The sequence below is a fragment of the Vibrio sp. VB16 genome (assembly GCF_015594925.2).
In the GTDB taxonomy this organism is placed as follows: Bacteria; Pseudomonadota; Gammaproteobacteria; order Enterobacterales; family Vibrionaceae; genus Vibrio.
This window is the reverse complement of record NZ_CP087591.1, coordinates 436,373-449,035: the sequence shown is the minus strand read 5'-3', so window position 1 is coordinate 449,035 and position 12,663 is coordinate 436,373. Positions and strand designations below refer to the sequence as shown.

The window sequence follows — 12,663 nt, the reverse complement described above, 5'->3', positions numbered from 1 at the left end:
ACGTAGTACTTAGAGCCATGTTCATCACAGCAAAATTGGACTGCAGATAGAACTTGCGTACGACAATTAAAAATTATAAGTCAATTCATAAAGGGACGGAGTGTTACCTATAGTTTAACGATGTAATTCTCTCTAGATGACATGAGCGGCGTGATTTGACGTCAAGCTTACAAGGATGGACATGAGTTTTCTAAGAAAAGAATATCCCCTAATATATCTCGTGTTTCTGTCAGGATTGTTATTGCTTTTAACTATTTCCAAGGTTCACGCATCTGAAGCAATCAAGAAACACCTGCTGCTTATCTATTCCTATCATCCTACTTTTGCAACGACGGATAAGGTTCTTGAAGGTTTGCGAACAGGATTAGGGGATTTGGACGTGAATATTGACGTTGAATTCATGGATAGCAAATCTACCAATAATGACATATCCCAAAAGAACTTCTATACGTCTCTAAAGTATAAGTTATCGACTAAAATTGAGTACGACGCGGTTGTCGTGTCGGATGATAATGCATTGTTGTTCGCCCTTAAACATCAACAAGAACTGTTTTTGAATATGCCGATCGTTTTTTTGGGGATTAATGACGTCGATGTTGCCAAAGCTCAAAATGAAAATCCTTTCGTAACAGGAGTCGTCGAAGCGGTATCTATTAGTGAAAATATTGAAGCAATTCTCAATATGCTACCTAGTCACAAAAAAATAGCGGTAGTAAGTGATGGGACTACGTCAGGTAAAGCTGATATGAATAATTGGAAAAAACTTAAGAATGATTACCCTGATATTTCTTGGATACCACTTTCGTTAAGTAATCTTACGTGGCAAGAATACAAAACCGAGCTTAACAACCTTAATCCAAACACTTGCGTCTTGTTATTGCTATCAGCCTATCGTGATACAGAGAAAGTGAGTATGTCGTTTAAGGAGTCGTTGTACTTTTCTATTGAAAACACAACGGTTCCAATCGTTCATCCTTATGTTCATGGACTAGGTGATGGCGTTTTGGGTGGAGTAGTTATTAGTCACACCCAACAAGCTTATGAAGCAGGTTTGATGGTCAGAAAATACTTTAGGGGAGTAAAAATACAAGATATTCCAGTGCTTGAAAATAGCCCTAATATTCCAATGTTTGATGAACGGCAATTGTTGAAATATGATATAGAGCCTTCTCGTTTGCCTAACAATACAACTATCCTTTTTCAAAAAAAACGTATTTTGGATACGTACAGTTTAGAAATTATTTTTTCATTGTTAATGGTAACGGTTGTACTTATTGCCCATTCTTTTATCAAAAGTAATAAAGCGAGACTAGTAAAGGGCAATGAGAGAAAGCTTCAGACGATTCTCGATAGCATTGATATCTACATATATTTAAAAGATGTGGATGGGCGTTATTTATTTGCTAACCGGGCAACTCGAGATCAATTTGGATTGTCGCTTAAGAAAATAAAAGGCAAAAACGATTTTGATTTGTATGATGAAAGCATTGCGCAAAGTGCTAAAAAAATTGACAAACTCGTGCTTCAAGGCAAAGAGCAATACTCTCAAGACGAAAAATTGTGGCGAGAAGATCTTCAGGAACACCAATTTTTTAGGACAACAAAAGTTGCGCTACTCGATGAAAAATCAAATTCTTATGCCCTTTGTTGTACCTCTTTCGATATCACGGCGCAGAAACGACAAGAGAAATTACTCGAACAAACAGCCTACTACGACGTTCTTACCGGCATAGCAAACAGAGTGCTTTTTATGGACCGTTTGAAGTTAGCAATGAGTCAAAGTAGAGAAAGCGGTAAAACTCTGTTTGTTGCTTTTTTCGACATAGACGATTTTAAACGCATTAACGAACAATATGGGCATGAATTGGGTGATGCCGTTATAAAAAAATTGGCAAGCCGAATTCAAAAAGCTATTGCTACAGATAGTGTCTTAGCTAGGTTGGGAGGGGATGAATTTCACTTTTTATTTGAGTCGAAGCTTAACGGGCATGAGGAAGTTGAACTGGTCTTATCTTGTATTTCGTCACCTTTCTATATCGAAGGCATTCAAATTAACGTTACTGCGTCTGTAGGAATTACTCGCTGTTCCCAACATCACGCAGATGCGGAGCCTGAACATTTGATTCGCCAAGCTGAGCAAGCGTTATACATTGCCAAAACCAACGGAAAAAATCAGGTGCAGCATTTCTCGAGTAATGAATTTCATCACTACGACTCTCAAAGACTGAAGTCTTTGCTTTGCGCATTTACCGCTCAAGAATTTGTTTTGCATTATCAGCCCAAAGTCAGTTTAATGAGTGGAAAAGTAGTTGGTGTTGAGGCATTAATACGTTGGAACCACCCAACCAAAGGGCTGTTAAGTCCTGCTGAGTTTTTGGACGATATAGAAAAGTATGATTTGATCAAAGCACTAGATGATTGGGTTTTTGACGAAGCGATAAGTCAGGCCAACCAATGGCACAAAAAAGGGATAGAGCTCCCAGTGAGTATTAATGCAAGTCACGCGTACTTCAGGCAAAAAAACATTGCGGATATATTAAAAAGTAAGCTTCAGCTATACCCAGGGTTTCTCTCATCGCTCATAGAAATTGAGATAGTTGAAAGTAATGCGCTAGAAAATTTAGTCGATGTTGCAAATACTATTCGTTCTTGCAGTGAGTTGGATATCTTATTCTCGTTGGATGATTTTGGTACAGGGTACTCATCGTTAACGTATCTACAGCAGCTGCCAGTGAGTACGTTAAAGGTAGACCGGAGTTTTGTTATCGATATGCTTGTTAATGCGACTGATCGAAGTATTCTAGAGGGCATTTTGGGATTCTGTCGAGCATTTAGTTTAACTGCCGTGGCTGAAGGTGTTGAATCTATAGAACATGGACGAGTGCTAAAAGAGATAGGTTATGACATTGCCCAAGGTTATGGAATTGCTAGACCAATGCATCACAATCAACTCTTAGAATGGCTAGGCACCTGGGCTCCACCAGAAGAATGGAATTTGTCACCTGACCAATTCTTCCTAAAAGAACCGACTCACTTAACTGACTTAGAAACTAATTTTACGTAGACTTGTTTAAATGGGGAGCCTCGTTGGAATGAAGGCCAAATTTTTGAACAGATAAATAGAAATTAAGATATATAATTAATAAAAGGATACTAAATGCTGGCCTTGGATAGTCGAACTCTACTTGTGGTCACTACCTTGATATCTATTGGTTCCGCTATGGCGTTGATTTCTTTGTGGCGAGCTAACTCTCAACGAGATGGTGTGGGATTTTGGGCATTAGGTATGTCCGCCGTTGCTATTGCAAGTTTGTTAATCTCAGGGCGTGGCAATTTTCCCGTTTTTATTTCTCTCATAGTTGCTAATTCACTCTATGTGATCGGTTTTCTGCTCTTACTCCGTGGAATTAGAGTGTTTATTGCTCGTCCCCCTTTGCTGCTACTCGATATTTGTCTTTTTCCTTTATCTGCTGTTCTGTTCTACTATTTTTACTATATCGATCAAAATCTTGCAATTAGGATAGCAGTGCTTTCTAGCGCGTTTGTCATAACATGCGGTGCGATAGTCTATTCTTTGTTAAGTGAAAGAACGGCACCTTGGAGGTCGGCCGCTTATATGGTCGCCTCTGTTTTTGCCCTATTTGGCGTTTCACATGGGGCCCGAGCAATTATAGCCCTACTTTCTCATTCAGATAATAGTTTTTTGACCTCAAGCACTTCATCGTCGTTGGTATTTCTAAGTGGCATTTTCTTCATAGGCGGAATAGCAATAACACTTATTTTGTTGATGCACGCCGTACTTAATTCAGAGTTACAAATCTTTTCTCATGCAGTTGAGCAATGCGCCTCATCAATTATTATCACCAATATTGAAGGTTCAATATGTTATGCCAATCCTGCCGCCTCAAACAAAACAGGCTATTCCCGGAAAGAACTAGTAGGTCAAAATCCAAGGATTTTGCAATCTGGTAAGATGTTAGAAAATGAATACGCGACGCTTTGGCAAACAATTGTTGCAGGAGGCACATGGCGTGGAGAGTTTCATAATCGCAAGAAGAATGGCGATCTATTTTGGGAAATTGCGTCCATAGCACCCGTTAAACAACAAACAGGAAAGATTAGTCATTTTGTTGCTGTGAAGGAGGACATTACTGCATTAAAACAGGCCAAGGAACAGATTAGTCATCTTGCTAACCATGATACATTAACTGGGCTTCCCACACGTTCGCTTTTTACTGAAAGGCTGCTTGAAGCGCTTATTGACGCTAAGCATTTTGACACTAAAGTTGCTGTTTTTTTTGTCGATCTAGATGGCTTTAAAGCGATTAACGACAACTATGGGCATGATTTTGGTGACCGAATTTTAAAAGAGATGGCTAGTCGAGTGCGTGACTGTGTTGGTGTGGGCAATACGTTAGCCAGAATTGGGGGGGATGAGTTCTTAGTTTTACTTTCCAATGTTGTAGATCAAAATGCGATTACATTGATTGCAGGTAGAATCCTTCAATCTGTAGCGAAACCATATGAAGTAGAAAAAGAGCAAGCATATATTAGTGCGAGTATTGGTATCGCTATTTACCCCGAAGATGGATTACTACCTCAGAACCTGATCAGCAAAGCAGATGAAGCGATGTACAAAATAAAACGTCAAGGTAAAAATAATTACACTTTTTGTCGGCATTAGCTTTTAATAGATCGAAGGTTAGCTAGACTTTCGACCTTCTGCTTATTCTAATTTCAGGGCTTTTGGCCACTAAATATGAGTTTAATGTTGACCTAGATGCTTTGATAAGAACTAACGCAGGTCTAAAGACAATGCCAAGTTACTATTCAGTGAATATTTTCTTGGAGAAACCCCATACCAACGTTTAAATGCTTTGTAAAAACTACTGCTGTCTTTAAAACCAAGTAAATAACTTATCTCTATTAAGCTATTCCTCCCTGCTTGTATTTCTTCTAATGCTCGTTGTTGTCGTACATCATTTAGGATCGATTTGAAGCTCGTGTTTTCTAACTGTAAACGTCGAGCGAGAGTTTGCCTGCTCATAAATAATTTGGAGCTTACCTCGTCAACGGAAGGCACTTCTCCCGATTCTATACCGTTTAGAATGGTCTTTCGTACCAATTGGTAAATGTCGGAGCAAGCCAATGAGTTCAATGTCAACATAGCTTGGTGTGCTATGATTTCTTTTAGTAGGCGACTGCTTGTTGGTATGGGCAGTTTCAAATATTTAGTCGGGAAAACGAGACAATGATTCTCACTAGAAAATTTTATATTACGACCGAATACGTGGGTATAATGACTACAGTGCGTCGGCTTTTTATAGGAAAAATAAGCGCCATGCAGTGAAAATGTGTGATTGCTAAGGGCTCGAAGCGAAGATAGTACCGCACTCATACTCCTTTCTATTGCCATTGCCGGGTAACCTTTGTTTTGGTCAATATTGCATATTAGGGTGCATGTCTGACCTTCAATATGCATTTCCCAAACTTCAGAAGCGTTTATCAATGAAATATTAGTTGTAAAGATCTCCAGTGCTTCACCAATCGACGCCGCCTGACTCATCCAACTGGTCAGTAATCCTCTTGAATTTGGATTTATCTGTTGTCCTAAAGTGATTCCTATATGTTTATCAGTGTGATAACGATCTAATAATTGCCATAATGAAATTATTGTCGATTCGGGAACGTATGAATTTGGTGATTGTTGATTTAGTTCTGTCAGCCTATCAAAGTCAATGTTATTGACTTTATTGAAAGGTAAATGACGGCACGCGTCGAGTAAGTCTATTACGCCACCTATGGAAACAAGTTGAGTCATTTTTATCTTCATTATATATCGTTCCAATCGATTTTTCCGTGCAAGTCATCCTGACGAAGTATATTTGTGGTTGTCGTCCAGCTTTAAAAAGTGGTGTGTTAAATAAAAATACTAAAATGGTCTAATACGACTTATTCATTAGCGGTAGGTATATGTCTGACACAATTTCCGCTTCTGGGACATCAGGCATAAGGCTTACTCGTTTAATGAACAATGGAGAGTCACGCAATATCTCGTCACTATTTTGAAGCCAATGGGTATACAGATAAGAAATAGTGTTACTCATCGATTCATCCGAGCCTATATGCCTTATCAGCGCACAACGGCCACCAGGAATGATCTTTTCGGTAACACCATAGGAGTTGTGGTCTACACGGTTACTAATTGATATGCAGATTTCGCAATAGAATTCATCCGGTTCGCTTACGTTAACAATATTGAAAAAATTCCCCCCTTCAAAAGAGATTCCGTTCTCTGCGCACCATGAAAAAAGTTTATTGATGGTATTTCCTATTAGATTTAGAGACCCAAAATGATCTATTGCTGCAACCTTCACATCACTGAATTTGATAATTTTAACATCGCGTGGTAGTACTTCGATGTCAGTATGCTGTTGTTTTAACTTCTTGTGTTTTTCATCCCAAAGAGTCCAGTTAGGTTGATCCCTGAACTGTGAAGGGCTTTGGCCAATGGTTTGACTGAATGCGCGAGAAAATGCCTCAGGGCTTTGATAGCCACTAGAGAATGCAATGTCTATAATTCGCTCATCCTTTTTAAATGCCAGTTGATATGATGCGCGTTTCATTCTTGCTTGCTTGATATAAGTAAATGCCGTAATACCGAATAGAGAAGAGAACTGACGGTGAAAATGATGCTTCGATAAACATGCAAATTCACTTAATTTTTCAATCGTTAGATCTTCCTCTAGATTAGCGTCTATGTACTCAATCAATTTGTATAGGCGATCTCTATAATTCATCTTTGGCTGGTAACCTCATATATAGCAGCAACCTTTAATCTTAGGTTATCATTCAAATATTGCATGATTAAAGTTGCTGTTTTTGACCCAATAACAAAAATATGTGATAACGTTTTCATTATCGGATTCTATTGTCGTTTATCTCCCTTAACCCATCATCGTAGCTCATGGTGTATAGGAATTAACACGTTTTCCTATCTGACCAATAACAGTATAGTGGTAGATTATATAAGGTATAAACGTAAACACTTATTTTTTGCTGCTAGCTTGAGAGTCGTTTTTACTGAGATTCTAGAAAATGTTGTTTAAGTACTTCAAAGATTCGAGGTTTTGCAGTACGGTGAGCTGAAAATTAAACGTAGAGTAAAGTATGTATGTATGAAATTCTTGTTGGATTAGAGGTCTCAAATAATGAAGTTTATGCTCAATACCGTGAATCGATGAAACCTATATTAGTCACGTATGGTGGAAGTTTTGGTTTCGATTTTGTCGTTTCTAAGGTGCTACTGTCGGAAGTCACTGAGCCAATAAATAGAGTGTTTACAATTAGATTCCCTAGCGAGAGGACAGCCGATGAGTTCTTTTCAGACCGCAGTTACTTGAAGGTCAAGGATCAGTTCTTTGTAAAGTCAGTTCTTAATACCACTATTATTGCGAGCTACGAAAAGGTACTTAACAAGAACATATAGCGACCATAGCTATTCGAACACCTTTTTCATTCTGCATACAACTGTCTACTTATCGTGCGCAGTAATCATTAGTGTTTTAGAGTGGGTCGACAATTGGCCAGAACCAAAGTTCGATTCTGATTCGTTACTCATTAAAGTTGCGGCTAGTAATTAACCTGAAAGATGCGTTGTTGCGTGAGGGCAAATTTAGAAGAACACTCGCACGAGAGTCACTACCATGATTAACAGGTATGGATATCTCAGGCACCGATAATGTGGACTTTATTTCGTCATTAGGTGCACATTATGTGTACGATTACACTAAATCTAAACCTTCAGAAATTGGTCATCACTACGAAACTGTCTTTGGCGCAGCTGGTAGGTGTGAAAGACACTATTTTTCAAAACAACTCAAAAAGGAAGAGACTTACGGCATCTAGCGAGCTTGGTAGATAACGGTAAATTGTTTCCCTATATACAAGAAATTTATAGAAAAGAGCATATTATCGAAGCGCACACTCATATTCAGAGTGGCCATTCTAGAGGGAAGATTATATTGTCTATGTCTGCTCACTGAGTTTTATAACGTTATTCGATGGAGCTGAAATTCCGATTGAAAAACGAGTAGACCATAATCTGGCCAGCAACAATGGCGCAAAACATCAGTAGTGCTGACATACCAATATTTGGAATGGGCAAGATAGCAGTGGCAAAAAAGGATTCACTTGCCCCGACAATAATTCTACTGCCGGGAACCAAAATAATAATGCCTTGGATAATGTAAACCAAAGGGGGTACCTCTCGTACTTTACCCGCAGCTAGTCCATATAACGTGATCAGCATGGTACTAATCCAGGTACCCACAACCCAATCAGAAGTAAACCAGTGTGGTCCCCACATCCCAATCGCGGCGGCAGGTAAACCGATAATGATATCTTTCATGCTCGCGTTAAAAACAATACCGATGGCAACCGATATACCGATAAGAGCCATTACATGCAGAAATAGAGGGATTTCGTTGGCAAATTCTACCACCGCTGTGTTGTGAGTGATTAGACTGGACAAACTTAAACCTAGTACAATACCGATGAATACTTTAATGACCACAAGCGTGCTTTGTGCGAGCAATTCAATGCCTGATCGGAAATCGTTTAGCGCTAAGCTCCCTAAGGCATTGGTTACAGTAAGGCCGGGGATAAAAAGCACAATGGATGAGATACATAACGCAAGGGTAGGCAACTGAGGATAATGGGCCGCCATTAATCCGACCAAGAAACTGGCAATAAGCGCAACTAAAAACTCGATGAGCAGTGCTTTCTCTCCCTTTAGCGTAACCTGTGCAAGCCAAGCAATTAACCCCAAAATCGCCGAGATTACGACAGCGAAATATGTGGTTCCTACCAACATCAAATAGCAAGGCGGTAGCATTATATTGGCGATACACAACATTCGGTTTGAGTATTTCTCTGCGGGCCTAAACTTTTTTTTAGTAGAGAATGCTTCTAACGTTGCGACCAAATTGCGCAGGTTAACAGAAGGTGGTTTTTTGGTTTCTATCACTACGTTTTGAATAGGTTTTTCGAAGACAGTGATGACCTTAGTTGGCGTTACGTCGATTGAAATATCGACATTACGATTCTTGGCATACAATTTCGTATATTCAGATACTGAATACGGAGCACAACCTGACTGGTGTAATCTATCTGAAAACCCCAATATCTCATCATGGGTACGTTCTAACTCATTCTTATTCTTCATAACTACTCTATTTTTGATTAGTGTTATACATTACCACTAGGTTAAATTCCACCCTAGATTCAAGAGTGGAAGTAACGAATAAAGTAATCGTATTGAGAGGAGCTTACCCTACTAGAGCGCGCTATAGTTTTATAATATGCTCAATGCCGAATATTAGTCTCATTAGGAGGTGCTGGTGTGGTGTGTTTTAGTTAAAACTTATAAGCATAGCGGTAGCAATAGAAATCAAACGCATCCGTTTTTCTGATAATAAATCTGTACTCTGATTTTTAATTATCGGGTAGATTAACCCGGAAAATGGTTAGGGCTTTCCATTCAATACCCGTAAATATTTTGAATGGAAAGTTTGATTGACCAAAACTTATCGGATTTAATCAGTCCGGATAGACACTATCGCCGTTAATTGGAGGAGACTTAATAAATATAGCTTTCCAGTCTTCCGTCCCCTTATTTACAACATAATGATTTTCTTTTGGGTCACATCTGAGTATGTCTCCTTGAGCCAAAACTTGTAGATCATCATCGATATAGAGGTGTATCTCTCCTGAGAGGGTATAAAATGTCTCTGACGCATGAGCGTGGTGGTGTTTTTTAAACTCCTGATTCGGTTTTAGAACAACGAGGCCTAGGTCATATTCCTCTGTCCGCATCAAGTATTTTGGGCCGTGATCGTCGAAGCGGAAACTGTGGTCTCGTTCATTAGTCTTGTGCATAATGTGCTCCTTATAGACCGGTTGCTTTCCAAAGTGAGGTAGTAAGGCCATCATCTACAAGGTGCAACTGCTCTTTGTAGATACTCAACCACTTAGATTTTAGTTCCTGATAGATTTCAGTATTCTCTGTGTTAGGGTAGTAACTCGTTTCCCATTCTACTAGTTTTTCGCCTGCCGAAATTAAATCAGAATAGATGCCTGTGCCAACTCCGGCTGCAATTGCGCAGCCAAGGGCTGTTGCTTCTTTTACTACTGGAACACGAACTTCCATCCCTGTTACATCCGCAAGAATTTGGCTCCATAGAGTGCCTTTAGAAGCACCACCAGCGAATACGATGTGATCTGGGTGGGCTTTGGAAAACTCGAATACTTGTTCAAGGTTGCATGAGGAAACTATCGAAGCATTTTCTTCCAAAGAACGGAATAACGTTGGTTTGTTACATTTTTCCGGATCGATTGAAAGGTTGATGAATGAAGGCGCAGCGTGATACCAGGTTTTAAAATGCATAGCATCTGAGAAAATAGGCATGACACCGTGAGAGCCACAAGGAACGTTTCTTGCCATATCTTCGAGCAAGGTGTACACGTCTTTCCCTAGTCGCTCAGCAACAAGCTTCTCTTCACCACAAAAGGCGTCTCGAAACCATCGCATCGTTAGGCCAGTAAAAAAACTGATAGACTCTGCTTGAACCATTCCGGGGATAACGTGAGGATTGATTCGAACATTCATGTCAGGGTCCGTCATTGCTTCGGGGAGATTTACTACCTGCTGCCAGAACGTTCCACCAAGAATAGCCGTCTGGTGAGGCCGTACGATACCAAGCCCTAAGCACCCTAATTGGACATCACCACCGCCCATAACAAAAGGTGTTCCTTCGCATAGACCGGACTCTATCGCTGCTTTGGCGGTGATTTTTCCTAATACACTACCGGTTTCTAAAACGGGAGGTAGAATATCCGAGTTAAGCCCGGCTTCCGATAAAATATTAGAATCCCATTGTCGAGAGTGCAAATTTAACATGCCTGTTGTACCTGCATTGGATGGGTCAACGGCAATTTTGTCGCATAGTTTGTAACCTACCCAGTCACTTATCATGCTTATAGAATCGATATTGTTATAGATATCGTATCGATTGTCCTTTAACCATGTAAGGCGGGCCAAAGCACCGAGGGCTAGAGTTTGCCCCGTTAAGTGGTATATATTTTCTTCAAAGGCACCATCTTGTAGGGATTTTAAGTGAACGACTTGTTTACCTGCTCTCGCATCTACATTGGCACAAGCCCAGATTGGTTTTTTTTCTTTATCATAAACAACGATACCTTCTCGCATAGAACAACTGGAAACGCCAACTATTGAATCAACAGGGATTTGAGCTTGGGAGATCGCTTGCTGTGTACACTGACATATCAACTCCCAATTGTTCTCTAGGTCAAAGTCCATCGAACCCTCTGAACCGGAAACCGGTTGATGAGTCCACTCCCTTTGACCAACTGAAATCTGCTCCCCTTTTATGTTAAAAATCACGGCACGAACCGAACCTGTGCCAGCATCAATAGCCATCAAGTGTTGATGGTCCTCCCTGTTCTTTTGCATAGCGTCCCCAACTTTAAATCACAATCAATTTAAGAATTTCTCTCGCTGTCGATTCATTAGTAACCAAGACATTGATATAACTGCCTTTTAACGCAGCTAAAATAGCCTCGGATTTCACTTTCCCGCCAGCAACCCCTATTACTAATGGAATATCTCTTAATTTTTCTGGTCGCATTGAAATTAACTCTTCGTGCAGGTTTACATCTTCAAGAACGTCTCCATTTTTGTCGATGAAATATCCTAGAATGTCGCCTTTAGCTCCTTTGCGTTGAAGCATTTTCTGTTCTCCAAGGGAGATATAACCCGTTTGATACATGGTTGCTTTCTCGACTTGTGCTATAGATCCTATGGATATAACGGCTACATCCGCTGAGCATGAAGCCATGAGAACATCGTTGACACTGGATTCTTTGTACAGAACATCTGCGACGTTTTTTGATGACACCCGTAATGGCGCTGGAACAAGATTTACTTTGCAACTCGCGTCTAGGTGGGAAATACCCTTCATGTAATTTCCAACCCCACCAGCTAATGAAACTACAGAGACCTGTTTTGTTTGGATGAAACTACCAAGGTTTTTTAATGTAGCCATAATAGTTTCACCAAAGCCAACAGCGAGTAGGTCATCGGGACTAACCTTGTCTGCAATGACACTTGCCGCGCCAATACTTACCCTATGATTTATATCTTGATCCATTGGGTCGGTATCTGGGATAACTCGAACATCGGTTAAGTTAAAGTGGGATTTTAGTTGCTGTTCTAAGTCTAGACACCCTTCAAAACGAGAGTGGATACGAACGTGTATTAACCCCTGTTTTCTCCCCTTTTCGAGCAATCGCGACACTTTTAATCTAGGAATACCTAGCATATTACCTATCTCTGTTTGAGTCAGGTTGTCGTTATAGTAAAACCAAGCAATCCTTGCTACTTGCTCTTCTTCACTCATCATATCAATTAGCTCCAACATGTACTCTCCAGATTGAAATAATAAAAAATAAATTATCATTTGTTCATTGTTAATGATCTAAAAATTATAAAACACTATGTGTGAAATGTAACTGATAATTTACTTACTATATGAAAGTTAATGATTGTTAAATTCGATTTCAATCGGAGTATTCCTATAATTG

Annotated in this window: 10 protein-coding genes; 4 read left to right on the top strand and 6 right to left on the bottom strand. The window is 39.8% G+C overall.

Annotated elements, in window-relative coordinates; all coding sequences use genetic code 11:
• The first annotated feature begins 181 nt into the window (after window positions 1–181).
• Complete coding sequence (locus IUZ65_RS18600) at window positions 182–3,064, top strand: ABC transporter substrate binding protein (RefSeq protein ID WP_195705524.1); 2,883 nt, start codon at window positions 182–184, stop codon at window positions 3,062–3,064.
• 93 nt (window positions 3,065–3,157) lie between these two features.
• Window positions 3,158–4,684: a diguanylate cyclase domain-containing protein gene (locus IUZ65_RS18595; protein WP_195705523.1), complete on the top strand. Its 1,527-nt coding sequence runs from the start codon at window positions 3,158–3,160 to the stop codon at window positions 4,682–4,684.
• 111 nt (window positions 4,685–4,795) lie between these two features.
• Here the strand turns inward: IUZ65_RS18595 and IUZ65_RS18590 are convergent, their stop codons facing one another.
• Both IUZ65_RS18590 and IUZ65_RS18585 read right to left on the bottom strand, forming a co-directional pair.
• Window positions 4,796–5,833: an AraC family transcriptional regulator gene (locus IUZ65_RS18590; RefSeq protein WP_195705522.1), complete on the bottom strand. Its 1,038-nt coding sequence runs from the start codon at window positions 5,831–5,833 to the stop codon at window positions 4,796–4,798.
• Between the two features lie 109 nt (window positions 5,834–5,942).
• The gene (locus IUZ65_RS18585) at window positions 5,943–6,800 is read right to left on the bottom strand and encodes an AraC family transcriptional regulator (RefSeq protein WP_195705521.1); all 858 of its coding nucleotides are present in this window, start codon (window positions 6,798–6,800) and stop codon (window positions 5,943–5,945) included.
• A gap of 374 nt (window positions 6,801–7,174) precedes the next feature.
• Between IUZ65_RS18585 and IUZ65_RS18580 the strand changes: the two genes are divergently transcribed.
• Window positions 7,175–7,489: a DUF1330 domain-containing protein gene (locus IUZ65_RS18580; RefSeq protein WP_195705520.1), complete on the top strand. Its 315-nt coding sequence runs from the start codon at window positions 7,175–7,177 to the stop codon at window positions 7,487–7,489.
• Window positions 7,490–7,913: 424 nt separating this feature from the next.
• Window positions 7,914–8,045, top strand: coding sequence for a zinc-binding dehydrogenase (locus tag IUZ65_RS23525; RefSeq protein ID WP_443083755.1), 132 nt, complete (start codon window positions 7,914–7,916; stop codon window positions 8,043–8,045).
• A gap of 11 nt (window positions 8,046–8,056) precedes the next feature.
• Here IUZ65_RS23525 and IUZ65_RS18575 read toward each other — a convergent pair whose 3' ends face one another.
• From IUZ65_RS18575 to IUZ65_RS18560, 4 genes are all read right to left on the bottom strand, one after another.
• Window positions 8,057–9,226 (bottom strand): threonine/serine exporter family protein, encoded by a 1,170-nt coding sequence (locus tag IUZ65_RS18575; protein WP_195705518.1) that lies wholly within the window; start codon window positions 9,224–9,226, stop codon window positions 8,057–8,059.
• Window positions 9,227–9,600: 374 nt separating this feature from the next.
• On the bottom strand, window positions 9,601–9,939 hold the full coding sequence (locus tag IUZ65_RS18570; RefSeq protein WP_195705517.1) for a cupin domain-containing protein: 339 nt from the start codon (window positions 9,937–9,939) through the stop codon (window positions 9,601–9,603).
• Window positions 9,940–9,949: 10 nt separating this feature from the next.
• Complete coding sequence (gene lsrK, locus IUZ65_RS18565; protein WP_229638243.1) at window positions 9,950–11,533, bottom strand: autoinducer-2 kinase; 1,584 nt, start codon at window positions 11,531–11,533, stop codon at window positions 9,950–9,952.
• Between the two features lie 13 nt (window positions 11,534–11,546).
• Window positions 11,547–12,500, bottom strand: a complete 954-nt coding sequence (locus IUZ65_RS18560) for a sugar-binding domain-containing protein (protein ID WP_229638242.1) — start codon at window positions 12,498–12,500, stop codon at window positions 11,547–11,549.
• Window positions 12,501–12,663 lie beyond the last annotated feature (163 nt).